20 protein-coding genes and 1 tRNA gene are annotated in these 24,223 nt (G+C 63.4%); 12 read left to right on the plus strand and 9 right to left on the minus strand.

Annotation, left to right across the window (positions count from 1 at the left end):
- Nucleotides 1-75 precede the first annotated feature (75 nt).
- The 3 genes from B7R93_RS11160 to B7R93_RS11170 form a co-directional block, all read right to left on the minus strand.
- Nucleotides 76-1,353, minus strand: coding sequence for a sensor histidine kinase (locus tag B7R93_RS11160; protein ID WP_103020838.1), 1,278 nt, complete (start codon nt 1,351-1,353; stop codon nt 76-78).
- Nucleotides 1,354-1,463: 110 nt separating this feature from the next.
- Nucleotides 1,464-1,550: transfer RNA gene (locus B7R93_RS11165), tRNA-Ser, on the minus strand.
- 139 nt (nt 1,551-1,689) lie between these two features.
- Nucleotides 1,690-3,234 carry a PKD domain-containing protein gene (locus B7R93_RS11170; RefSeq protein WP_103020839.1) on the minus strand — a complete coding sequence of 515 codons (1,545 nt, stop codon included), beginning with the start codon at nt 3,232-3,234 and terminating at the stop codon, nt 1,690-1,692.
- Between the two features lie 462 nt (nt 3,235-3,696).
- On the opposite strand from B7R93_RS11170, the gene B7R93_RS11175 reads away from it, so the two are divergent.
- The 3 genes from B7R93_RS11175 to B7R93_RS11185 are packed head-to-tail and all read left to right on the plus strand — an operon-like array spanning nt 3,697 to nt 9,425.
- Entirely contained in the window at nt 3,697-6,858 is a 3,162-nt protein-coding gene (locus B7R93_RS11175) for a SusC/RagA family TonB-linked outer membrane protein (RefSeq protein WP_103020840.1), read from the plus strand.
- Between the two features lie 55 nt (nt 6,859-6,913).
- Nucleotides 6,914-8,431, plus strand: a complete 1,518-nt coding sequence (locus tag B7R93_RS11180) for a SusD/RagB family nutrient-binding outer membrane lipoprotein (RefSeq protein ID WP_103020841.1) — start codon at nt 6,914-6,916, stop codon at nt 8,429-8,431.
- 43 nt (nt 8,432-8,474) lie between these two features.
- Nucleotides 8,475-9,425, plus strand: coding sequence for an endonuclease/exonuclease/phosphatase family protein (locus B7R93_RS11185; RefSeq protein WP_232798347.1), 951 nt, complete (start codon nt 8,475-8,477; stop codon nt 9,423-9,425).
- A 705-nt stretch (nt 9,426-10,130) separates the two neighbouring features.
- On the opposite strand, the gene B7R93_RS11195 is transcribed toward B7R93_RS11185, so the two are convergent.
- Nucleotides 10,131-10,559, minus strand: coding sequence for a hypothetical protein (locus B7R93_RS11195; RefSeq protein WP_103020843.1), 429 nt, complete (start codon nt 10,557-10,559; stop codon nt 10,131-10,133).
- Between the two features lie 648 nt (nt 10,560-11,207).
- On the opposite strand from B7R93_RS11195, the gene B7R93_RS11200 reads away from it, so the two are divergent.
- From B7R93_RS11200 to B7R93_RS11220, 5 genes are all read left to right on the plus strand, one after another.
- A complete protein-coding gene (locus B7R93_RS11200; protein ID WP_232798348.1) occupies nt 11,208-11,834 on the plus strand; it encodes a hypothetical protein in 627 nt (208 codons plus the stop codon).
- 98 nt (nt 11,835-11,932) lie between these two features.
- Nucleotides 11,933-12,349 (plus strand): hypothetical protein, encoded by a 417-nt coding sequence (locus tag B7R93_RS11205; RefSeq protein WP_232798350.1) that lies wholly within the window; start codon nt 11,933-11,935, stop codon nt 12,347-12,349.
- A gap of 59 nt (nt 12,350-12,408) precedes the next feature.
- Entirely contained in the window at nt 12,409-12,735 is a 327-nt protein-coding gene (locus tag B7R93_RS11210) for a hypothetical protein (RefSeq protein ID WP_103020845.1), read from the plus strand.
- Nucleotides 12,736-13,181: 446 nt separating this feature from the next.
- Nucleotides 13,182-14,150 carry a ring-cleaving dioxygenase gene (locus tag B7R93_RS11215; RefSeq protein ID WP_103020846.1) on the plus strand — a complete coding sequence of 323 codons (969 nt, stop codon included), beginning with the start codon at nt 13,182-13,184 and terminating at the stop codon, nt 14,148-14,150.
- 234 nt (nt 14,151-14,384) lie between these two features.
- A complete protein-coding gene (locus tag B7R93_RS11220; RefSeq protein WP_103020847.1) occupies nt 14,385-14,651 on the plus strand; it encodes a hypothetical protein in 267 nt (88 codons plus the stop codon).
- Nucleotides 14,652-14,735: 84 nt separating this feature from the next.
- Here B7R93_RS11220 and B7R93_RS11225 read toward each other — a convergent pair whose 3' ends face one another.
- Nucleotides 14,736-15,116: a hypothetical protein gene (locus B7R93_RS11225; protein ID WP_232798352.1), complete on the minus strand. Its 381-nt coding sequence runs from the start codon at nt 15,114-15,116 to the stop codon at nt 14,736-14,738.
- Between the two features lie 723 nt (nt 15,117-15,839).
- On the opposite strand from B7R93_RS11225, the gene dnaA reads away from it, so the two are divergent.
- Both dnaA and dnaN read left to right on the plus strand, forming a co-directional pair.
- Entirely contained in the window at nt 15,840-17,420 is a 1,581-nt protein-coding gene (gene dnaA, locus B7R93_RS11230; protein WP_103020848.1) for a chromosomal replication initiator protein DnaA, read from the plus strand.
- A gap of 129 nt (nt 17,421-17,549) precedes the next feature.
- The gene (gene dnaN, locus B7R93_RS11235; RefSeq protein WP_103020849.1) at nt 17,550-18,683 is read left to right on the plus strand and encodes a DNA polymerase III subunit beta; all 1,134 of its coding nucleotides are present in this window, start codon (nt 17,550-17,552) and stop codon (nt 18,681-18,683) included.
- 92 nt (nt 18,684-18,775) lie between these two features.
- Here dnaN and B7R93_RS11240 read toward each other — a convergent pair whose 3' ends face one another.
- Together B7R93_RS11240 and B7R93_RS11245 are read right to left on the minus strand one after the other, a co-directional pair.
- The gene (locus B7R93_RS11240) at nt 18,776-19,771 is read right to left on the minus strand and encodes a tol-pal system YbgF family protein (RefSeq protein ID WP_103020850.1); all 996 of its coding nucleotides are present in this window, start codon (nt 19,769-19,771) and stop codon (nt 18,776-18,778) included.
- Between the two features lie 244 nt (nt 19,772-20,015).
- Complete coding sequence (locus B7R93_RS11245) at nt 20,016-20,651, minus strand: RNA polymerase sigma factor (protein WP_103020851.1); 636 nt, start codon at nt 20,649-20,651, stop codon at nt 20,016-20,018.
- Nucleotides 20,652-20,978: 327 nt separating this feature from the next.
- Between B7R93_RS11245 and B7R93_RS11250 the strand changes: the two genes are divergently transcribed.
- Nucleotides 20,979-21,890, plus strand: coding sequence for an SCO family protein (locus B7R93_RS11250; RefSeq protein ID WP_103020852.1), 912 nt, complete (start codon nt 20,979-20,981; stop codon nt 21,888-21,890).
- 57 nt (nt 21,891-21,947) lie between these two features.
- Here the strand turns inward: B7R93_RS11250 and B7R93_RS11255 are convergent, their stop codons facing one another.
- Nucleotides 21,948-22,862, minus strand: a complete 915-nt coding sequence (locus B7R93_RS11255) for an SDR family oxidoreductase (RefSeq protein WP_103020853.1) — start codon at nt 22,860-22,862, stop codon at nt 21,948-21,950.
- A 93-nt stretch (nt 22,863-22,955) separates the two neighbouring features.
- A complete protein-coding gene (gene rpe, locus B7R93_RS11260; RefSeq protein WP_198598657.1) occupies nt 22,956-23,630 on the minus strand; it encodes a ribulose-phosphate 3-epimerase in 675 nt (224 codons plus the stop codon).
- Nucleotides 23,631-23,936: 306 nt separating this feature from the next.
- Between rpe and B7R93_RS11265 the strand changes: the two genes are divergently transcribed.
- A complete protein-coding gene (locus B7R93_RS11265; protein ID WP_103020855.1) occupies nt 23,937-24,215 on the plus strand; it encodes a metal-sensitive transcriptional regulator in 279 nt (92 codons plus the stop codon).
- Nucleotides 24,216-24,223 lie beyond the last annotated feature (8 nt).

The following is a 24,223-nucleotide window of genomic DNA, read 5'->3' on the forward strand; positions in this document are numbered from 1 at the left end:
TGTGATGCGGGCGTGGGTGCGCAAGTGCGTGTGGGGAAGGGCACGTCGGCCGGCCCCGCGTGTGCCGACCTGCGCTCACGGCTGCACACTTGGGGCCGACGCCGCGGGGGCCTCTCGCTGCGTCGGCGAGGGGGACAGTGCATCGCGGGGGCTGCACGGAATCCGAATCGTCACGCGTGCCCCGCCCTCCGCAGCGGGTCCGAGCTCAAGGGCGTGCGCTTCGCCGTAAAGCGTGTCGAGCCGACGCTTCGTGGTGGAGAGGCCCACCCCTTCGCTCTCCTCCAAGAGGGTTTCGGGGGCCTCCGAGAAGCCCGGGCCGCTGTCGGCCACGGCGAGCTCGACGCCCTTCTGGTCGTGGGACGAGGCCGGACGGGCAATCACGCGCACCGTCCCGGGCTCGGCGTGGGGAGCGATCCCGTGTCGAACAGCGTTCTCCACGAGGGGCTGGAGCAGCAGGTAGGGCACCGCCACCTCGCTGACGGCCGGGTCGACGTCAATTTCGGTCCGCAGGCGGTCCTCGAACCGAATCTCCTCGATCTCAAGGTAGCGCTCCACCAGGTCAATCTCTTCCCGTAGTGGCACCGTCTGGACGTCCGCCCCCTGAAAGGTGGCCCGCAGCATGTCGCTCAACAGGCGAAGCGTACGGCCGGCCTTTGCCGTTTCGCCGCCCCGCACCAGAACCGTGATTGCGTTCAGGGTGTTAAACAGAAAGTGTGGGTTCACCTGCATGCGCAGCGCCTGCAGCTGGGCCTGAGCCAGTTCGGCCTGCAGCGCCTGGGTCCGGGCTTCCTGCTGCCGGGAGCGCACGAAGTGCTCGTACGTGAAGCATAGTGCCGCCACGATGAAGTACGTGAAGTAGTCGGCAATGAAGCGCCGCACGAGAAAGACGGCGAGCCGCCATCCGCCGAGGCCGTAGGGGTCGACTGCCCGAAAGTCGAACGACGTCGTGAAGTTGGGATAGATGCCCTCGCGGGTGAGGGTGGCGACGGCGAAGATGCCGCGCTCGACGGCCACATGGACGACGGCGATGCCCCCTCCAATCGCCAGCATCGCACCCACACCGTGCTTCAGCCCGGCGCGCACGTCGGCCCAGCGGAAAAGCGCGAGCACGACGGGCAGGAGCAGGGCCCAGAGGTGCAGTCGTGTCCACAGCCCCACGGCGAACGTGAAGAAGGCAAACGGCACGCGGCCCCACAACTGCTGGCCGGGGGTCGCCCGGAACCATTCGACGAGCCACGGCCCGGTCCCTTCGATGAGCAGGAGGGCGCCCAACAGGGCCGCGGTGCCGTACTGCAGGTAGCGCCGCGTGAGCCGGCGAAGGGCAGACAACTCCGGGGTGGCCGGCACGGCCATGGCGGATTCCGGCGGGTGAGCGGCGTCGGGGACAGGTCTGGGGGCCGGGCGTGCTTCTACGTGGCCCGGCGTTTGCAAAAGAGGGTCCTCGACAGATGCGGACTGAGGGGCGGAGGGGGAGGGATTCGAACCCCCGGGGCCTCGCGGCCCGCCGGTTTTCAAGACCGGTGCATTCGACCAGGCTCTGCCACCCCTCCGAGGGGACTTATTGCTCTGGCCATTCTTTCACACAGGCCGTGGGGGACGGTTTCAACGGGGGATTGAATTGGGCATAGGGACAGGAGGCATCGTGTAGGGACCGGGGGCTGGGCATCGCGCAGCGGGCCCTGCTGCCTGCTACTCAAGCCGCAGGAGCCACGCCCCGGACGGTAGGTCGTCCGACCGCTCCACGAGCACGCGTTGGGCCGCCGCGTCCTCCCCAAACGGCCCGATCACCACTCGATGCCGCCGGGCGCCCTGCTCGGTCTCGGCCGTCACCATCTCCACCCGCAGGGGACCGGGGAACTGTTCTCGGTACCGACGGGCCACGGCCGTCGCCTGCCCCTCCGCACTCATGGAGGCAACGACAATGCCCCATCGCTCTTGTGGGGGCGCCTCGGCCGAGGACCCGGTCGGCGTGGGAGGCGTCGTCGACGAATCCGTGGGACTCGGCCCCGCCGCCGAGGCGCTCGTGTCCCGCTCGGCCGGCCGGGCCACCCGGACGTCGATTGTCCGATTGTCCGTCCCGCCCCGGTTGGAAACGCGGAGCCGGGCGGCGTACGTGCCCGGGGTGTCGTAGGTGTGTACAGGAGAAGCGCCCGTGGCCGTTGCCCCATCCCCAAACCGCCACTCGTACGCAAGCGAATCGCTCCCCGTAACCGCCGCACGGAACCGCACCGGGGCCCCCGCCGCAACCGATGCCGGCACGGCGCGGGCCGAGACGATCCGGGCCGGATCTGGGGGCCGCTCAGCCACAACGGCGATGGAGTCGCCGGCCGATCCAGCCTTGTTGCGCGCGGTGAACGAGACGACGTAGCGCCCGGGACGATCGAAGGAGTGCGTGGCCGTTCGTCCCGTCGCGGCCTCGCCGTCGCCAAAGTCCCACTGGGCGTCGAGGGGGCGGTCGGCGTCCTCTTCGTTGACGGTCGCCACGAACGTCACCGTCGTGTCGGTCGGCACAGTGGCCGGCCCGTCCACCTGAAGGATTCGCGGAGGGGTCGGCGTCGTGAAGTGGACCTTCAGCCCGATCCCAAGAAGCTGACCGGTCACATCGAACCGATTCTCGCCACCGGCCCCGTCCACGGCATCGTCGGGAACGGTCAGGTTGATCCGCGACTCGACGTAGAGCGAGGCCGCCCGTCCCAGCTGAATGTCCACACCGCCCCCCACCGAGGGACCGGCGCCGATGCGCGTCGGGGGACGGTCCCCCCCGAGCGTGGCATGCACCCCAAGGTCCACGTACGGGGCCACCGTCCCACCGGCAAACGTGTACCGCCCCAGAAGCCGCGGCGTGTAGCGGTACGCATCCGAAATGCCTTCAACCTCGGGGTAGACCTCCACCGGATAGTTTCCGCCCTGGAGCCCAACCCCCAGGGCCCACGCCGGAGAAAACTGATACCCGATCTCGCCGACGAACACGACGGGGGGACCGGTCCCCCGCGAAAATTTCCCTCCCCCAAACGGGTGCGCCGGGCGCCACGACGACAGGTCGCTCGCAAAGTCGGAGAGCCCGCCCCCGAGCCTGCCGTAAAATTTCCCGTCGGCCCGCGGGGACTGGGCCTGCACGGACGGGACCGTGACGCCGGCCATCACCCCCGCCAGAAGAAGCGTCCGTCCCACAAGCTGGAGAATCTTGCGCGCACGACGGGGCGCACAACGAAAGACACGACGAGGAACAGGCATGGAGACGACGCGGGGACCAATGGACCGAACGCACGTGCAATTGGAGCGCCCCAAACGATTGCCCCCGTCCCCGCATGCTCCCTCTCGGGGTCTCGGCGGCCTCTTGTTGGGCGACAGGGAAAGCCGCAAAGATCTTGCCTTCTCTCTTGCCAACGGGCAGGTGCCGGCAGTCCACAGTGGGGCAACCGGTTGCACGGGTCCATCTTTACGCCTTTCGCTTCGGCCCGAGTGCATGCCCAAAAGTTGATAATTTACGTTCCGTCTGGACAGATTATCACTCGTATCGACTCTTATTTACTATTACCTCAATGTTATTTAGGTATTGCCTAATTTTAAATGATATTGGGTGATAATATTATTCTTTGTGGCAGTACACGAAAGTGTTCTAATCATCACAAATGGGTCCGTCTTCGTCCATTCCTTAGGGAGAGCGTATTGCACTCATTCGACTTCGCCTCTTCTATGCTACGGTATTCTGTGCTGCTTCTGGGCCTCCTGCTCAGTGCACTCTGCCTCGTCCCCACCAGCAACGCGCAGGACCCTGCCACCATCCGCGGGGTCATTACGGACTCCACTGGTGCTCCCCTGCCGGGTGCCAACGTGCGCGTTGAAGGGACGCAAACCGGCGTCTCGGCCGACGCAGACGGGGTCTACGAACTCGCCACGGTTCGTCCCGGTCGCCGAACGATCATCTTTTCGTTCGTCGGGTTCGAGAACACGTCCCGCACCCTTGAACTCTCCGCCGGCGAAACCCGGACGCTCGACATTGCTCTGGGGGCCGGGACGGTCGGGCTGGACGATGTCGTGGTGACCGCCCTTGGGGTCGACCGCGAGGAGCGCTCCCTCGGCTACTCCGTGGAGCGGGTCTCGGGAAGCGACGTGGCGGAGGCGCCGGAGCCGAACGTCATGAGCAATTTGTCCGGGAAGGTCACCGGCCTGGACGTGACCGGCGGATCGGGTGGCCTGGCCAGCACCCCGCGCGTCACCATTCGCGGAGAGTCCTCCCTGTCTGGGTCCAACCGGCCCCTCATCGTCGTGAACGGCGTTCCGATCGACAATACGCCCAACACGCAGGGCTCCGACGCGCAGACCACGCAGGTGGACTTCGGCAACGGCCTCAGCCAAATCAACGCCCAGAACATCGCGGAGATGAGCGTGCTGAAGGGCCCGAGTGCTGCGGCCCTGTATGGCTCGCGCGCGGCCGACGGGGTCATCCTCATCGAGACGAAGGACGGCTCGGAGACGGACGGGATTGGGGCGACGGTTCGCACCAGCGTGACGGCCAGCCGCCCGCTCCAACTGCCGGACTACCAGAACGAGTACAGCTACGGGAATGGGGGCGATTTCGCCTACGTCGACGGCACGAATGCCCCCGGCTGGAACTGGGGCGTCCGCATGGACGAGGGCGTCGAGCGGCCGCAGTGGCAGGGACCCCGCACCGAGAACGGCGAACTGACCCCAACTGAGGTAACCTCCGCGCCCGACAAGGTCCGCAACTTCTTCGATACCGGCACCAACGTCAGCACAGACGTGGCTGTGCGGGGTGGGGGCGAGAACAGCTCGTTCCGGGCCTCCTTCTCTCGGAGCGACCGGACCGGCATCGTCCCGAATACCAACCTCGACCGCACCAGCACGTCCCTGTCGGCGAGCTACGACATCAGCGACGCCCTCACCGTCGACGCCAACGCCAACTACGCGAACACCGCGAGCGACAATCTTCCCAGCTCGGGGTACGGATCGGAGTCGATCATGTACTACTTCACGTGGGGCGCCCGCCACGTGCAGACTGACCTGCTGGAAGACTACTGGCAGGAGGGCCAGGAGGGCACCCAACAGGCGCACTACGACCTCAACTGGACGAACAATCCCTACTTCCAGGTCAACGAAAACACCAACGGCCTGGACCGGGACCGCCTGTACGGAGGCGTCTCTGCTCAGTACGAGTTTACCGACAACCTGAACCTCCGCGCCCGCACGGGCCTCGACTACAGCAACCAGGGCACGAAGCAGCGCAAGGCGTTCAGCTCGATCACCGCCCCGAACGGATGGCTGCAGGAGGTAGACCGGACGTTTACGGAGTGGAATTCCAATCTCCTGCTCAACTACACCCGCGAGGCCGGCGGCTTCACGTTCGAGCCCTCGGTGGGAGCCAACTTCATGCGGCAGACTCAGCGCAACGTGCAGCTGACGGCCCAGGCCCTGAGTGTCCCCGATGTCTACAACATCGGAAACGCCCGCTCCAACGTGCAGGCCGACGAGCGGGATGCGACGCAGGAAATCCTTGGGGTGTTCGCCTCCGGGACAGTGAGCTACCAGGACCTGCTCTTCCTCGATCTCACTGGTCGCAACGACTGGTCAAGCACGCTGCCGCTGGGCAATAATTCCTACTTCTATCCGTCGGCCTCCCTCAGCGTGATCGTGTCGGACCTCGTGGAGGTGCCGGAGTCTCTCCCCCTCTCGTTCGCGAAGCTGCGGGCGAGCTGGGCCCAGGTCGGGAACGACACCGATCCGTTTCGCCTCACCAACACATATACCTTCGGAGAGGCGTGGGGCAGCACCCAGACGGTAGTGTCGGAGGCCGATTTGGCCAACGCTGACCTACAGCCGGAAATCACGTCCTCCTACGAGGTCGGCACCAACCTTCGATTCTACGACGGCCGTGCCCAGCTCGACGTCACCTACTACCGGAGCACCACGCGCGACCAGATTCTGAGCGTCCCGCTCGCCCAGTCAACCGGGTTCAACAGCCGCCTCGTCAACGCCGGAGAGATTCGCAACACCGGGGTGGAAACCCGCCTCCAGCTGAGCCCCATTCAGAACTGGGGCGGCTTCGGATGGGACGTGTCCCTGAACTGGACGCGCAATCGCAGCACGGTCGTGGAGCTGGCAGACGGCATCGATACCTTCGTGCTTGGGGAGGGGCCCTTCGGGGGCTCCGCACAAGCCCGGGAGGGCGGCCGGATGGGCGACATGTACGGCCGCGTCTTCGACCGGGTCGACGACCCCAACAGCCCGCACACCGGAGAAATCATCTACGAAGACGGCCTGCCCCAGCTCACCGACGATGTCGAGAAGGTAGGCAACTACAACCACGACTGGCAGGGCGGCATCGGCAGTACCCTCAGCTACGACAACCTGCAGCTGAACGTCCTCTTCGACGTCCGAAAAGGCGGGCTCCTCTACTCCAACACCCACGCCACCGGCATCGAGGGCGGCTCGCTGGAGGGCACTACCCGCGCTCGCAACGAGACAGTGGTGGGCGACGGGGTGGTCCAGAACGACGACGGGACGTTCTCCGAAAACACCCAGGAGGCCCGCTACGTCACCTGGCTCCGCACCTACTACGACCGCCCCAACGTCGAGTCCAACTCCTTCGACGCCACCTACGTGAAGCTGCGGGAGCTGTCCCTCCGGTACAACTTCACCGCCGACTGGCTCGCACGAGCCGGGGTACAAAACGTGGGCGTGTCCGTGACGGGGCGCAACCTGTTCCTCTGGACCGACGTGCCGCACGTCGACCCCGAGACGACGATCTCGGGCGGGAACGGACAGGTTCCGGGCTTCGAGGTTCAGCAGATTCCCTCCACCCGGTCCTTCGGTATGAACCTGCAACTCGACTTCTAACCCCCCGGTTGCCTGCAGTCTCTCCCCACAGCCTCTCAATGTCGTACACGCTTCCATGCGATCCTTCCCCCGTTCTTTTCCTCTACGCGTCCCTTCTCTTTTCACCCTCCTCGCGGTGCTCACCGTGGCCGTGGCCAGTACGGGCTGCGACAGCCGATTCGAAGATGTCAATGACAATCCGAACGAGCCGGAAGAGGTGACCCCCAACCTCCTGCTTCCGAACATCATTCGGAGCTCGGTCAACACCTCCGTGAACACGGCCCATACCACCGGCAACCTGGTGCTTCAGTACACCGCCAAGGTCTCGTTTGCCACCGAGATCGACCGGTACAATTGGGCGGGCGTCGGCTACTGGCAGCCCCTGTACGACGACCTCCGAAATGTGGAGGACATGATCCGAATCGCTCAGGAGCGGGACCAGCCCCAGTACGAGGGGGCTGGGCTCGTGCTCAAGTCCTGGATTTTCTCGATGCTGACCAATGCGTACGGGGACGTGCCCTACTCCGAGTCGGTGGCGGTGCAGGAGGGCATCGAGACCCCGGCCTACGACCGCCAGGAGGCCATCTACCGGGGCATGCTCGCCGACCTGCGGCGGGCCAACGACCTACTCACGCCGGGCAGCGGGGCCATTCAGGGCGACGTTCTGTACGAGGGCGACATTGCGAAGTGGAAGAAGCTCGCCAACTCCCTGCGGCTGCGCCTCCTAATGCGGCTCTCCGAGAAAGACATCACGCTCGACCTGGACGGGAGCGACGTGAGCGTATCCGAGGCCTTCCAGTCCATCACGAGCGCCCCGGACACAGCGCCCGTCTTCACGTCCAACGACGACAACGCGGCACTGGAGTACCTCGACTCACGCCCGAACGAGTGGCCCCGGCATACGTCGCGGATTGGTACCTTCCGGACCTTCAAGCTGAGCGAGACGCTCACCGATACCCTGACGCACTTCGACGACCCGCGTCTGTCGGTCTTCGGCGACCCGACCGCCGCCTCCGTCGAAGACGGATCCCCCGAGTTTGTGGGTGTGCCGAATGGATTGACCGACGACGCCTCCGACAGCTTTAACGGGGGGCGCGACTTCCAGTCTGGTCTCAACTTCACCCGGTACTTTGATGAGCCGGACGCTGCGAAGGGCCTCATCATGACCTACGCGGAGGTCCTGTTCCTGAAGGCCGAGGCGGCCGAGCGGGGCTGGATTTCGGCGGACGCCGAGACGCACTACCGAGACGCCGTCGAGGCGTCGTTTGAGCAGTACGGCCAGTCGACGCCGTCCGGATACTTCGGACAACCGGGCGTGTCGTATCCGACCAGCAACCAGACGCAGGCCCTGGAGCGGATCGGGACCCAGAAGTGGATCGCGCTCTTCTACACCGGCCTGGAGGGGTGGTTCAACTGGCGCCGCACCGGCATTCCGGACATCGATCCGTCCGTCGACAACGTCAACGGCGACCAAATTCCGGTCCGGTTCCGCTACCCCGAAAGCGAGCAGTCGCTGAACGCCGACAACTACGAGGCGGCCGTCGAACGCCAGGGGGCCGACGACATCAACACCGAGATGTGGCTTCTTGAGTAGCACTCACGTCCTCGGTGCTTTCTATTCCTGATCTACTGGCTCCATGCTTTCGGCTCGCCCATCTCGGCTTGGTTTCGTTCTCGTGCTCCTCACAGTCTTCGCGGTCTCCTCACTGGGAGCGGCGGGGGCCTGGGCCCAAGAGACCCCCGCTCCTCAGCGCGACCGGCCGGACTCGCTGACGCTGATGACGTACAACGTGCTCTACGCCACCCCGGACACCGGCACCATCCGGGCGATCGACGCGGCCGACCCGGACATCGTGGCCCTACAGGAGATTAGCGAGCCTCGGCTCCGCCACATCGCCGACGCGCTCGATTACTACTTCCACCACAGCGACGAGCACGAGGCGAATGAGGAGGACACGGGACTCCTCAGTCGGTATCCCATCTCTCGCCCCACGCGGTACGGGGCCGTGCTATACCTGACGGTCGACGATCCCGTCCACATCGCCAACGTCCACCTGAGCCCCTACCCCTACGAGCCCTACGCCCTCCGGGACGAAGAGATGACCCCGGAGGAAGCAGTGGCCCAGGCTGAAGAGACCCGAGCCCCCGAGATCCGGCCCGTGCTCGACGCACTGACAGAATCCATGCAGGCGGACGTGCCGACGTTCTTGATGGGAGACTTCAACGAGCCCTCGCACCTCGACTGGACGCCCGCGGCCGCCGAGGCCGGCCTTCATCTTGGCGTGGAGGCCCCATGGCCGACCTCCCGGATGGTGAGCCAACGCGGCTTTCGGGACGCGTTCCGTGTAGTGCATCCGGATGAGGTGGAGCACCCCGGGTACACCTGGACGACCCTCACCGGAGACTCAGACGAGGTCCATGACCGCATCGACTTCATCTACGTAGCGGGTGAAGCGGCTACTGTTGACACCACATACACGGTTGGTCTGCGGGAGACGTCCCCGACGGATCTCTCGGTTCCGGGCTACCCTTCGGACCATCGAGGCGTCGTTACAACCGTGTCGCTGGACGCTTCGTCCGATCAGTGATTCCCGACGGCTTCGTTTGGCGGGCGGTCCGCTTGCCACGGCCTTCGTTCCCATCAGACGCGACACGAGGCCACCTAGACCACGAGAATCGCCGCAATGAGCACCGCGGAGACTGCGACGAGCATGAAGTCGTCAAAGTTGGAGGCGTCGTGGAGGCGATTTTCGTGAGAGTGGGTCATGGCGTGCGATGCCTGATGGGTTCGGTCACGACAACGAATGGGCGAGCGAGGCACGCGGGGACGTCCCGCGACCAGTTCCCGCCTCCTCGCGTGGATCGGACCGGACCTGCCCCCCGATGGATTCGGCCTCTCCGACGAACCGGGGGATCTGTGCGACGAGCGAAATGGCCCAGGCGACGAATCACTCCGGCCCTCGATGGGGGACGCCACGCACGATTCTGTCAGTCCCTTTCCGCCCGCCCGTCGACGCTCCACGAGCAGTTCGCTCGTGTGAACTGCCGTAGTTCAGACTGCAAGAAGCTGGCGTGTTGATTTTCCCCCGCGAGAGGGGTGCCTTCCCAGCCCTGTTGGGAAAGATCCGAGGACACTCGGACGGGAGGCGACTCGTGGAGATCAACGGCCCGACTGGGACATTTGACACCAGTGGGGCCACCAAAGAGACGCGGGGACGATGCACAACGGTGGGCGGCATCGGGGGGCCTCCCTCCTCGATGGATGAGCCGGCCCGGGAGCACTGCGACAGTGCCTATGCCTCTATCTCCTCTCCGTCGAGTATGTCAACCGGACGCACATCCCAGAGAAGCATCGTCTCAATGTCAACGTAGTCTTCCTCTACCGCCTCCTCTTCGTCGCCGTAGTCGTCGACGAACTTGTAATCCCCGTAGGTGGATCGCTGAAAAGGCGGGAGGCGATGCCACTCCGTGCCCTCCCGATCGACGAAGTGGTCCGGGAACGGGCTTTCGACCTCGTAGCTGGGATGGTAGGAATGGTAGGTCTTGCGCGCCTCGTGGATGGCAGCGCGGCGGGCCCCGGCCTTCGTTCGGCTTTCTCCCTCCACACTAAACGGAGAAATTTCGATCTTGGCCGTGATGAAGCCGTCGTCGTTCTCGTAGTAGGTCGGCCGCATCACTTCAAAGTCACTCGGCTCGGGATATGCACTACTTTCGTCGGCCATGGGAAGGGGACGGGTCCAGATGAGGGGTGCGTGTGACGGCGGCCTCGTAGAGTTGCCGCTGACTATCATTTTCAATACGACCGCCTTCTAGAGAGGATTCCGGGGGAGTCGAGGCCGTCGCTGCTCTCGTTCAGAATTCGCACAAGTCGTCCGGGGGCGCCTCCCCACTCACGACCCTGCCGGGGCTGACAAAGACTACGCGCCCCAACCCCCCAGTGACCTGTGGACGGCAATGTGGATAACTTTTCCCCGCGGTCTTCCGCGTACCAGAACGAGAACAATAACGGATTTTAATCACGGAGTGTACCCCGAAAATCCCGTTTTTGCGCCGACAAGATAGGTTCCGTTATTTATAAAAGTGGGGCCCGTTCGTGGACGCGTTGTGGACAACAAAGCCTCCCTGGCACGGCGACCGCTCTGGGGAGGATCCAGGCACCGTCCGGACAGTCACTGAGTCTGTCGTCAACGGCCCACCGCGTTCGCCTCTTCTCCAATTCGTGCGTGGGCTCTTTTGTGTCGGCGACGATCTGTCGTCTCTCAAGCATCGGACGTTATGCCTGCGCCGTTTCACCTGTCTATGGCATCCGCCCCTGGCATCGATGCCGAGGGTGGAAGGCTCATCCCCTACCATCGCACACTGATCCTGCCATGTCCGCACCTCGATCAGTCCTTTTGTTGGGGGCGCTCTTTCTGTCCGTCACGCCCGGGTACGCCCAATCCCCCGTCTCCGATTCCGTCACCCTCTCGGCCGAATCGGTTCGTGCCCTGCAGACGACGCTCTCCGACGCCCGGGGCATGCTCGACACTCGAACTCGCCCCGCGGCGTCGGGGAAAACCCCGTCCGCACGCAGCGGGATGGACCGCAGTCGGGTCGTCAATGTGCTCTTTTTGGTGCTCGCTCTCTCCCTCGTGTTCGAGTCGGCCATGTCTGTGCTCTTCGACTGGCGGCTCTTTATTCGCTACTGCGAGGGGCGTGGCGTGAAGACCCCATTCATCATCGCCGTCGCCTTTCTGGTGTTTCTAAACTACGACCTCGACATCGTCGCTGAGCTTCTGAGGGGCTTTCCGGAGATTCGGGCGCAGAACATTGGGAGCCCGACCCTCCCGGGACAGATTCTCACAGCTCTCCTCATCGCGGGGGGAAGCGGAGGGGTCTTTCGAATTTTTGCTCGTCTCGGCATTCGGAGTCCGGAGGAGCGGGATCGGAAGGCCCGTAAAGAGCGAGCCTCGATGAAGGAGAGTTCGGAGGAGTCGTCCCCCGACACAGACTCGTAACACGTTGCCTCACCCCTTCGGTACTCATGCCACATCCTGCGTTTTGTCCGCGGCACCGCCCCGTGGCACTCGTCCCTCTCGCAGAAAGGACTGCGCTCTTGGGACTTCTGCTGCTGGCCGCCGCGGCCTGCAGACCCACCATCTCCGAATTCAACGCCCGAGCGTACGAGCAGGCCACCTCGCTAAAGGTGGAAGCGCTGGCCCTGATGGACGAGGCCACCATGCCCCACGCGGAGCACGCCGACGCTGTTCAACACCTGACAACCGAGTTGGAGAAGGCCCACGAGTTCGCGAAGGGACGCCCCGATAACGAGATTTCAGCCCGGCAGTGGCGCATCCTCACCGATCCGGAGCGGGACCTTTTGGGAGGATTCTTGGCCGACTGGGAGGAGCAGTCCTCGTTTTCGGCGGCCTTCGTCGAAGAGAAGAAGATCCAGGTTGCCCGCGCCTTCGACACGATCATCGAGCTGGAGAGCGGAAAGAAACCCCCCGACGAGGTCCGCGACAGCCCGTAGTGCAGGCCCGCATCCCACGTCCCTTCCGGCCTCCTTTCACCAATCCCGCCCCTGGACTGATGCCCAACGTTGACGCGTTTTTTGACGCCCTCAGAGACGAAATCACAGACCTGGCCGAGACGCACCGACAGGAAATGCAGGAAGCTGCCCTCGAGGATGGCGAAGCGTTCCTGAACCAGACGCGGGACGACCTGGAACGATGGAGTCGCTTGCTGGAGCAGGGAGAGCTCTCCCAAGAGGAGTTTGAATCGCTCGTTCGGGGCCAGAAGGACCTGGTCGAGATGGAAGCCCTCAAACAAGCCGGGCTCGCCGCCGTCCGGGCCGAGCAGTTTCGGGACGCGTTGATCAACCGAATTGTCGGCACCGCCGGTCGGATTCTTCTGTAGGCACCACCGGCCTCCTTCGTCGGCCCCCCCTACGTGAACCGTCCAGAGCCGGTGTGCCGACACGACTTTTTTCTTCACCGCGGGACAGTCAGTCGCCCAACACAGAAGCGACCGGATGAGAAGGGGCCCACTCGGCAGAATTGCAGAACGGAGCGCCCTGAGAAACGGCCCTACAGTTGAAAACGCCTGTCCTGAGCGGGACCAGCAGAGACGTTCTTGATGACTGGGGGAATGTCTCATCTCGCAAAACCTGCTTTGGGGAGCAATTACCCTCAGAGATACAGCTCTGTAACAGTCTGGTCCTTCTCAAAGTTGGTCGCTCGAACAATTTTCGACACCAGGGTTTGTAGATTGTGCCCATGGGGGTCGAACGTGCGTCGAAGAAGCCGTATCGTTGTGTTTCCTGCCCGGTCCCCTCGCCCTTTTTTGAAAAAGCCCTTCCATTCATGAGCGATCCAGTCTCCGGCATTCACCATGTTACCGCCTACGCCCACGATCCACAAGAGAACCTTGACTTCTACACAGGCGTCCTGGGACTTCGTCTCGTCAAGCAGACGGTCCTGTTCAACAACCCCTCGGAGGCATTTCAGGGGCCGACAATGTACCACTTCTACTATGCTGACGGGACGGGGACGCCCGGCACCGTTCTGACCTTCAAGCCGCATCACAGCATCCAGAAAGGGCAGGTAGGACGGGGACAGGCCACCGCCACGGCCTTTACCATTCCGGAAGGGGCCGTAGACTACTGGGTCGATCGGCTAGAGGCGGCCGACGAGGCCACCCTGTATCCCGTGACGGAGCGCTTCGGGCGGACCGTGATCCAGTTTCAAGACCACGACGATCAGCCCCTTGAGCTTATCACGGGAACGTCCGACATTGAGCCGTGGGCCGATGGGCCCGTGCCCGCCGAGCACGCGACACGCGGGTTCCACGGCGTGACCATTCACCCTCACAATGGCCAACTGACCGCGGATGTCCTCGAGCTGATGGGGTACGAGCAGGTCGACCACGAGCCGACGCCCCAGAACGGCGACTGGACTCGTTTCCGGGTCCCCGGCCCCGACCACGCCCAATTCATTGACCTCTACAACGAACCCAACATGCACGAGGGACGGTGGGGGTACGGCACGGTCCACCACGTTGCGTTTCGGGTATCGGACGACGAGCATCAGCGGGCCGTCCGCCAGCGGCTTCGAAGCGCCGGCCACGACGTTACGACAATGAAGGATCGCAATTACTTCCACTCCCTCTACTTCCGCGAGCCGAACGGCGTCAACTTCGAGATCGCAACGGACCCGCCCGGCTTCCTCCACGACGAGTCCATTGATGAGCTCGGCACGACGCTGATGCTGCCGCCCTTCCTCCAGGACCGGCGTGAGGAGGTGGAAGCACAGCTCGCCGACATTTCGGTGTAGCGATCTTTCGTCCCGGCGCCTCTTCCCCGACGACTGCGCCCGCGGCCTCGACCAGCGTTGAGGCCACGGGCGCTTTTGTTTTGGGTGATTTGCTTCTAGGCGACGGGCCGGAGGGACCTTTCCCCCAAAACATCGTGGCGCCGCCCCAATTCAACCGGGGCGCGTGCTCGTTTTTCGCGGAAGTGGTCCGGAACGAGACGTCGCTTGTGCTCCCCCCAATTTCTCTGCCCCACAATGGAAGACATGGAAGGCCCCACACCGGAGTTTATCGCGGCCACCTCGATTGCGCAGCTGACACCGCTTCTCTTCGACGCGGCCGAGGACGTGGACAAGCTCGGTGAGCAGCCCGAACATGTGGCCGTGGCCGAAGAGACCGTCCGCGCGTTCCTGGAGGGCAAAGCCCCCGATCTCGACCGGTCGGTGGCCACAGTGACGCGCCTGGAGGATGGGGTGGAGATTGAGTACGAAGGGCGCACCGTCACCATCACGTACGACGAGTAGCGTTCGGTAGAATCGTCGCTGCGACGGTGGAGCAGCACAAGGGGCAGCGGCTCGGTCGGGGCGGAAGCCCCCCTGATCGACGCCCTATGCTTCTCGCGTCTCGACCGTCCCGATGGTGTACCCTTCGATCTCACTCGTACGGAACCGGAAGACGGAGCCCCCAAGGTTGATGGCCTCGGCGCCGGTCATGACCTCCTGCACGGACACGTGTACGAACGTGCCGTCGTCGGACGTCCCCACCTCGTCGAGCATGGCAGAGATCGAGTCGCCCATCGCCTGCACGGCCTCGTCGTCCTCGGCCTGCTCCTGCGCCATGTCCACCATCCGGGCGGTGTCCGCCTCGAAGGTGTCTCGCGCCACGACATGCCCGGTGACCATGTTTCCGCTCACCACTAGGGTAACCGGACAGGCGGCCTGTTCTTGTGTTGCCTTCTTGCTGAGTGCTTCGATGCCTGGATCGCTCATCAAACCGTCGAGTCTACTCGAAAGATGTGTGCAAACCCGGCACTAAATGCCGAGAACTGTGCATTTTAATGTATGGGTGCGCCGGGGACGACGACAACTCGCCCCGGACGATCTCATGTTGAATATTTTCCCTCGACGAGGCCCGTGGGGCGGGCGGCACCGGGCCCTCTCGGTTCTTGACGTTGCCACAGGCGATGATTATCGTTCGTACGCCCAAATTGGCTCAGGATCGTCCAGTGGCGTGCGTGTCAGCCCGCAGCCGGTCCGTTCCGTTGAGGACAGTGCGACAATGCCAGCACCCGCTGGGACAATGGAGAACGACACTTGACCATCGTTCCCCAGGACCTCTCAGGCTTCTTTCAGGGAACGGGTTTCAGAAAACGGGCCCTGTTTTTGTAGGCGCCCTACGGAGTCGCAGTCCGTAGACAATCCAGTAGACAATCCGCCAGACAGGGGTTGAGCACCCGTCTCGATTTCCGTCTCGAGGCCCCGCCCGGAAGCGATGGCCCGCACATCGCCTCCGGGCCCGGGCGGTCGTCCCACGTGTAGCCCGCGGCCGTGAGCCGATTTTCGGCTCCTCGATGCTCGCCCCCATCCGATCCAAAATCAACGCAGGTTCTTCGTCTCCCACGTGTCTCACGGGCCCCGGAAGAACCGCCTTTCGCCTCCGTCCCCAATCATCCTGGCGAGCCTTCCTGCTCGTGAGATTGACCCTGGCCTGGCATGGATCAGTCCGCCGACCACGCCTGGAATGAATGTCTCGACATCATTCGGGACAACGTGAGCCGTCAGAGCTTCACGACCTGGTTTGAGCCACTGGAGGCTCAGTCTCTGGAGGAGGCGGACGACCTGCACAAGCTGACGGTTCAGCTCCCGAGCCAGTTTTACTACGAGTGGATCGAGGAGCACTACTTCTCTCTGCTCCGGAAGACCGTCACGCGGGTGCTCGGCCCCCACGGCCGCCTGTTCTACGACGTGGTGATTGAGCAGGACGACCCGGAGGCCTCCGAGCAGAGGGGGGCCTCCATGCAGCTGCCTGCACGCCCCTCCGGCCCGGACCCGCCTCAGGAATCATCGGACGCGTCCACGGAACCGTCCGGGTCCCCGGAGGCGTCTGCCCCGCCCCCGACGCCTTCCTCCTCCTCGACCACTCCGCCCGGAGACAAGCCCCGCCCCGACGACACACAGTCGGAGCCCGCAGGAGAGGAAGACAAAAGCGCCCCTCCGGTCCAGAACCCGTTTGCCATTCCCGGCCTCAAGGACACCGCGGTCGACAGCCAACTCAACGACAGCTACACGTTTGACCGCTTCATCAAGGGAGCATGCAACCGCCTGGCCCGCAGCGCTGCCCGCTCCATCGCCACCGATCCCGGCGAGACGAGCTTTAACCCGTTTCTCGTCTACGGCGGTGTGGGGCTTGGCAAGACTCATCTCATTCAGGCCATCGGGAATCATGTCGCGGGGCACAGCCCCTCCAAGACCGTCTTCTACGTCTCCAGTGAGCGGTTCACCACCGAGTTTGTCCAGTCGATCCAGGAAAACCAGATTGGCGAATTTTCGACGTTCTACCGTCAAGTCGACGTGCTGATCGTCGACGACGTACAGTTTTTCGGCGGCAAGGAAAAGACCCAGGAGGAGTTCTTTCACATTTTCAACGCCCTCCGGCAGGCAGGGAACCAGATTGTGCTGTCGGCCGACCGGCCGCCACGCGAGATCGACGGCCTCGAGGAACGCCTGCTGTCCCGGTTTCAGTGGGGCCTTTCCGCCGACCTGAAGCCTCCAGGACTGGACACCCGCATCTCCATTCTTCGCCGAAAGGCCGAGGATGACGGAATCGACCTCGACGACGAGGTCGTGGAGTTGATCGCCCGGAGCATCGAAAGCAACATCCGTGAGCTCGAAGGGGCGCTGATCCGTCTCCTTGCCCACGCCACCCTCCACCAGCTCGACATTACCCTCGACCTTGCCGAGGAGGTGCTCCACGACCTCTTTCAGGAGCAGGAGGCCCTCCTCACAGTCGATGACATTCAACGCATCGTCTGCGGGCACCTTGGCGTCTCACAGGAAAAGATGCGGGGCAAGACCCGAAAGCGAGACATCGTCCGCGCCCGACAGATCGCGATGTACTTTACCAAGAAGCACACCCAGCACTCCCTGAAAGACATCGGCCTCCACTTCGGCGGGCGGGACCACTCGACCGTTATCCACGCCAACAACGCGGTGGAGGACCGGATGGCCGACGACGAGTCGTTCCGGGAGACAGTAGATGCAATCGGGCACAAGCTCGAACGCCACGGCCGGTAGGCGGCGTCGAGGCCTCGTGAGGCTGAATCTTCCACCGCCCCCTCCCGTACAGGTGGTAGATGCATTCATGCATCCGTCTATTTCAGCGAAAATCCCCCGACACCTCCTTTCCGCAACGCGCCGATACCCATGAAATTTACCGCCTCCAGTGCCGACCTTCTCGAGGCGCTCAACACCGTCAAGGGCGCCGTTCCGTCGAAGAGCACAATGCCCATTCTGGAGTGCATTCTCTTTGAACGGGACGGGGACACGTTGCGTCTGAGCGCCACCGACCTCGAAATCTCAATCATCCAGGCCGTGCCCGTCCAGTTCGAAAAGAACGGCACGCCGGAGAGCACCCCCATCGCGGTGCCGGCCCAGCGGCTGATTGACACCCTGCGTGCGTTGCCGGACATGCCCATCGAGTTCGCGGCGGACAGCGACTTCGAGATTCGGATGGACACCGATCAGGGCCACTACAAAATGGTGGGCCACGACGGATCGGACTATCCGGAACTGCCGGAGCTCGAGGAGCAGCACGAGATCAACGTAGAAGGAGGGCTTCTGGGCCGCTCCATCGACAAGACGGCATTTGCCGTGAGTCAGGATGCCCTGCGCCCCGCCATGATGGGCGTGTACTTTCAGGTCAGCGAGGAAGAAACCTCCGTGGTGGCGACCGATGGACACCGGCTCGTGCAGCTCACCCTGCCGGAGCTTCGGGCCGACACGTCCGCCGACTTCATCGTGCCGGAGAAGGCCACCAAGCTGGCCGGACGCATCGTGGAGGACGACGAAATCTGCACCGTCCGGGTGGACGAGAGCCACGTGAGCTTCGAATTCGGCGATTCCCGTGTGCTGGCCCGCCTGATCGACGAGACGTATCCCAACTACCAGTCCGTCATTCCGGACGGGAACGACCGCAGCCTGGTCGTGAACCGTGAGGACATGCTCAACGCCGTCAAGCGCGTGGGGCTGTACTCATCCAGCATGACAAATCAGATTCGGCTCGACATCACGGCTGATACCGTTACAATCTCGGCGGAGGACGTGGAGCGCTCCAGCGAGGCCGAGGAGACCATCCACTGCGACTACGACAACGAGCCGATGGAGATCGGATTCAACTCAGAGTACCTTACCGAGGTGCTCGGCAACGTGGGGTGCGACGAAGTGGTCTTCGAGCTCAGCTCCCCGAACCGGGCCGGCATCGTCCTGCCCCGCGAGGAGACCGACGAGGAAGACATCCTCATGCTCATCATGCCGGTGATGCTCAACACCTATGCCTAACGTCACACAGTGAGGGCTCTCGTCGAGGCCCGTGTCCGGGTGAGCACCAGCGTGCGGCGCTGGTCCCCAGTGGGGTTCAGTGAGAAAAGGCCCTATGACTTAGCGCCGCTATACTCCCGCTGAAGGGCCTTCAGGATTTCGTGTGCCTCCTGTGTCTGCCGACCCTCTCGCTGTACGACCGTCTTGAAATGCGTTCGCGCGGCCTCGACGTTTCTCTGTGCGAGGGCAATCTTCCCAAGATAAAAGTGCGCCTCCAGGGCGAGGAACGAGTTGGGCTCCGTCTCTTCGAGAACATGCCCGAGACGCTGCTGGGCCTGCCCCAGTCGGTCGGTATTGTACCGGGCAAACAGCCCCAACGTGGAGATGCGTGCGTCCTCTAGAATGGAGAGTGCCTCCAGGTAGTGCTCGTCCGCAACCGACGAGGCCTCCGGCGGGGCACTGCGCATCCTCGCGCTGGCGTAGTTGTCGGCGACCTGCTCACTGACCTCCACCGCCGCGAGCCGGTCCAAGGTCGACTGTGTCGTGAGACTGATTCCGTACAGGCCTCCGTACAGCCCCACGAGGATCACCGCAACGGCTACGCCCCGTGGCACGAGCCAGGGAAGCCCCTCGAACACATCCCACCAGGAACCGGTCGGGAGCGATGACGTCCCGTGGTCGGAGCCAGCAGCATCGCGCGCCGCCGGATCCAGCGTTTCCTGCGCCGCAAGCTCATGCTCCGTGAGCGCCTCGAAGTGGGAGACCGGATCGACGGCCGCCTCTGCCTCTCGCAACCGGCGCTCCGCCGCTTCCACCTCGCGCCGGAGCTCATCGTCCTCTTGAATGCGTGCCTCAAGCCGTCCGAAGGCCTTCTGCACTCGGGCCGACATGTCCTCGTCGTGCTCCAGGTAACGCACCATTACGTAGGTTGCCAGAAGGGTGTCGGAGGGAAGGCCCGCACTCACGTTTGCCGAAAGTCCCTCCACCGACCGAACGTCCCTGAGCAGCGAGGCCCACTCCGGGTTTTGTTCCACGTATGCCTCGATGTCCTGCTGGGTCTCTTGAGGAAGATGGGGGTACGAAAGGATCTGCTTTTCGATGTCATCCATGAGCGGTACGCTACACGACTGCACGCAAGAAGAAATCCACCAGTGCTCCCAAGAAGTCCCGAAATGAACAGGTCTCTTCCTGTCGGGACGACGAGAACGTTGATTCTGGACGGCCACAAGCCGGTACGGCCCAGGTCACCCCCTTCGGGAGATAGGGCGAAGGAAAGACGGATGCGAAGGGATTCAGAAAGACATGTCGAACCCAAATTTATAACTACATAAACTAAAATTTGACATTTCTCACTTATAAACCACCGCGGTTTGCGTATTCGCGGAGGCGATCGTCGGTGCGAAGCTGCTTCATGGCCTTGTGCTTGTACGTTCGAACCGTTGCCACAGGCTTTCCAACGGCTTCGCTGATCTCTTCAAACTCCCGGTCCTCCAGAAAATAGAGCCGGGCCGGCTCCTGCAAATAAGCGGGGAGTCGCTCGATGGCTTCCACGAACGCCTCATGCACGAAGCCAACTTCCGCGACGGTGTTCGTCGTCCCGGCGGTCAGGACGGCCCGATCCGTGTCGTCAATCGACTCGGAAAACTGGTTGCGACGAGTGTAGTTGAGAAGCGTGTTCTTACACACCACACTCACCCAGTTCGCATATCGGCCGGCGTTCCGGACCCCATCACGGTTCTTCTGCACCTTGCGATAGGCCCGCGTGGTCAGCTCGTCGGCGTCGGACGGATTGTCGAAGGTGCCCCTGGCCGACTTTGCCAGGAAGTACCGACAGACGTAGCAGTACGTCCAAAGGTCCGCGAGGCGCTTGGCGTCTGGGTCTTCCTCTTCCTTCCACTGCCGAAAGGCATCGTTCGCAGCCCCGGTGTCGTCTACCGAGAACGGCAGACGATCAGTCACGGTTTGGAGTTCGGAGGCGGACGCAGGCATGGGGACATTCCGTACGCAAAAGAGGCCGCACCAGGTTGGGACTAGATATTTTTGTAATTCCCCCAACGCACAGGAGTATAAGAATCAAAGCAGCGGACGTCAACGTGCGGCTTTCTTCTCTTTCCCTCTCGGTTTTGCACCTTGGAGGCGGATTTCGCGGGCCCGGGAGGCACGCGTCTTTGCTTGCCTGGTCCCCCCTGAGACGGCACGGTCGCCCCAAGGACGAGCCTCATGGACACGGCGCATTCGGTAGAGGGGCCCTGCAACCTTTCGGCACCGCCCCTGGTTTAGAGGACCCGAGACTCCCTAGACCCTCTTCCCTGTCCCATGCCCAACACGCGTCTCGCACAGCCGAGCGGACGGTTTTTCCATTTCTCTTGGCTCGAACTGGCAATGGCACTTGCCTTGTTCTGGAGCGGGGCCTTTGCCTCGGCCGCCCACGCCCAGCGGGCCGGCCACACCCCGGAACAGATTGAAGGGGTGGGGGTGGACCAGAAGCTCGGCGCGACGATTCCGAAGGACCTCTCGTTTCGGAACGAGCAGGGGGAGCCGGTCCGCCTCAGTCAGTATCTCGACGGGTCGACGCCCGTGATGTTGACCCTCAACTACCACGAGTGTCCCCAGTTATGCCGCATTCAGCTGCAGAAATTTGCCAAGTCGCTAGGCGGCATGTCGTGGACGGCCGGCGACGAGTTTGAAGTGCTGACCGTCGACATCAGCCCCCATGAGGGTCCCGAGATCGCCCGCAAGGCCCAGGCACGCTACGCCGCCTCCCTGGACCACCCGGAAGAGACGGTCGACGGCTGGCACTTCCTGACCGGCAACCAAGCGGAAATTCGCACGCTTGCCGACTCAGTGGGCTTCCGCTACCAACCTCTTCCGGAGAAAGAACATCAGTTTGCCCACCCTGCGACAATCATCTTCCTGAGTGGCGACGGAGCTGTCACCCGCTACTTTACCACTCTCGCCCCTGCCTCCGGCGATCTGCGAACAGCTCTGGTTGAGGCGTCCGACGGCACGGTGGGCAGCATTGCCGACAAGGCCTTCCTGGCCTGTGCACGGTTCAATCCAGACTCGAATTCGTACTCCGCAAGTGCGTTCACGCTCATGCAGTACGGCAGCGCCCTCATGGCGGTCGTGATGGGGGCCGCGCTGTTCGTGTTCTGGCGCCGCGAGAACAAACAGCTGGAGGCCGCGCAGGAGGACGGGCTCAACGCGATGATTGGGGAGCAGGCGTGACAGTCCTGCCCCGCACCCAGGGGAGCGCGCAGTGCCGCCTTTCCCCGGGCCGTTCGGCTACTCGTCCTCCTCCCGGTCGGCAAGTCCCGTCATTGCCCGACTGACCGTCCAGAGACGTGCCTCAGCCTTTTCGTCGTAGGCCTCGGGAGAGGGGTTGACGACCTCGGTCTCCTTGAAGTATTGCCCCGTTACGCCCTCTATCTCGGGTGAGGCCGCAAGGTGCACGACGCTACGGGCCCCTTCCTCCGGGCGCTTGTACAGCCAGGAGAAGAGGCGGGCGACCCAGGAAATCCATCCGGAGCCCCGCCAGATGTTGGTGTTGACGATCCCGGGGTGCACCGCATTCGCAACCACGCCCTCGTCCTGAAGACGACGAGACAACTCGTGGGTGAAGAGGATGTTGGCGAGTTTCGACTGGGCGTAGGCCTGCAGGGGGTTGTAGCCGGTCTCCGCGTTGAGGTCATCGAAGTTCATGCTGGCGCCCCGATGGGCCTCGGAGCTGATGGTGACGATGCGGGCCTCTCCGGCCCGTCCGGCGGTCTCACGGACACGGGGCAGCACGAGATGGGTGAGCAGGAAGGGGGCGAGGTGATTGACGGCAAACGTGGTCTCAATGCCGTCGATCGTCTCCTCCCGGGCTTCGAGGAAGACACCCGCGTTGTTCACGAGTACGTCGAGCCGATTGTAGTCGGCCCGGAGCGTCTCACCGAGGTGATAGACCTCCTCCTGAACGCCGAGGTCCGCAATGCAAAGGTCGATCGTGTCTTCGCGGCTGGGGTGGGCCGTGCGGGCCGCGGCCCGAATTTCGGCCTGGGCCTCTCGTCCACGCCCCTCATCCCGGCACACCATCACCACTCGTGCCCCCAGGCGCGCGAGCTCGGCGGCCGTGGCCCGGCCGATGCCCGAGTTGGCCCCCGTCACCACGCACACCATGCCGCTCATGTCTTTCAGGTCAGATCGCGGGTTCTCCATGGCCCCTGGTACGTTCGATGCGTGGGTCCCCGGTGGAGGGGTGAATCCGATACGGCCGTGTGGATGAACGCCTCCTAGCTCCCCGAACGCTCGTCACACCTTCAGGGTAAGCGCGTTCCGCAGGGCCTCCACGTTTTTCGTCACGGACTGCTCACCGCCGAACACGGCGCTTCCAGAAACCAGCACATCGGCCCCAGCCCGCACAAGCTCCATTGCGTTGTCCGGGGTCACCCCTCCATCCACCTCCAGGTACGCACTGGACCCAAGGGCGTTGAGCTGGCGACGCGCCCGCTGAACCTTTGCCGTCGACTCCGGAATGAAACTTTGCCCACTGAAGCCCGGATTGACCGACATGACGAGCACAAGGTCGACGAAGGGCAAAATGTCTTCGAGGTGCCCCAGGGGCGTGGCCGGATTGAGCGCAACCCCCACCTTGCACCCCGCCGCCCGAATTTTTTGGGCCACCCGGTGCAGGTGCGTACAGGCCTCCGCGTGCACGGTGAGCATGTCCGCCCCGGCCTCGGCGAACGTATCGACGTACTGCTGCGGCTCTTCGATCATGAGGTGCACATCGAGCCATGCGTCGTGCTCGTCGGCCACGGGCCGAAGGGCCTGGACCACGTTGGGACCAATGGTCATGTTGGGGACAAAGTGGCCATCCATCACGTCAACGTGGAGCCAGCCGGGACCGGCCCCGAGCACTTCGTCGGCGCAGGCGGTGAATCGGCCCGGGTCGGCGGCAATAATGGAGGGGGCGAGTGTCGGCATTGTGGGGGAGGCGGGCATGGAGAGAGAGCGCAGTCAGCAGCAGAAAACGGCAACGACACTTTTAGAATAAAGGGTGCGCTCGGGTGAAGAAAAAGAAGAACCGCAATCTTTCGGTGAAAGGCACCACCAGAGCGTCCGTAGTCCAGGCCTTTTTCCTCCGCAGCCGTCTTTTTTCTCCCTTATCGGAGAAACATTTTTTTCTACGGCAAAGTAGGGGCAAGGGTAGGTGGCATTTCTCGTAGGCTACTGTCCGAGGCCCGCGGAGTGCTCTCGTCCCGACTGTTCCGTCTATCTCTCTCCGCTCCCATGCCGGTTCGCGACGCCGACCGTGACGACATCACCGATCGTCTTAGCCGTATCGAGGGCCAGATCCGAGGCCTGAAGCGAATGGTCGAGGACGATCGCTACTGCGGCGACCTTCTTGACCAAATCCATTCGGTACAGCAGGCCCTCAAGTCCGTGGGGCGCGCCATTACCCGAAACCACTTGGAGACGTGTGTGACCGACGCGATCCGGTCGGGCGATGACCAGGCCGCTCAGGAGAGCTACGATGAGATCATGGGACTGCTCGAAAAGGAGCTGTAGCCGACCGG

It is taken from the genome of Salinibacter altiplanensis (assembly GCF_002894645.1).
Classification (GTDB): domain Bacteria; phylum Bacteroidota; class Rhodothermia; order Rhodothermales; family Salinibacteraceae; genus Salinibacter; species Salinibacter altiplanensis.